1 protein-coding gene is annotated in these 605 nt (G+C 60.0%); it reads left to right on the top strand.

Translation table 11 applies throughout. The annotated features are described in order from the left end of the window. Window positions 1-605 (top strand): condensation domain-containing protein (locus AC1Q61_RS32765; protein ID WP_492654938.1); only part of this gene is annotated, 605 nt, incomplete at both ends.

A 605-nucleotide genomic window follows, 5' to 3' on the forward strand; every position in this document is an offset into this window, starting at 1 on the left:
CCGCGGCCTGTGGTGGCGTCCAATCGTGGTGCGGATTATTCGTTCGTGGTGGGTGCGGATGTTCATGCTGGTTTGAGTGATGTTGCGCGTGAGTCGAATTCGTCGTTGTTCATGGTGGTTCATGCGGCGTTGGCGGTGTTGTTGGCTCGGTTGTCGGGTACTTCGGATATTGCGATCGGTACTCCGGTGGCGGGTCGTGGTGAGCAGGTTCTCGATGATGTGATCGGGATGTTCGTCAATACGTTGGTGTTGCGGACCGAGGTGGAGGGTGCTGCTCGGTTCGTCGATTTGCTGGCAGGTGTGCGGGAGGCTGATCTTCAGGCGTTCGGGCATGCGGATGTGCCGTTCGAGCGGTTGGTGGAGGTGCTCAATCCGGAGCGGTCGCAGGCGCGGAATCCGTTGTTCCAGGTGATGTTGGTGTTCCAGAACATGGAGCAGTCGGTCCTCGAGCTTGGTGATCTGACTGTTGCTGGTGTCGATGCGGGGTCGGTGTCGGCGAAGTTCGACCTGCAGCTGACGGTGGTGGAGTCGTTCGACGATGCGGGTGCTGCGGCGGGGATGGCGGTGTCGTTGACGTATGCGACGGATCTGTTCGACGAGTCGAC

It is taken from the genome of Rhodococcus sp. MPR-R1B (assembly GCF_058793255.1).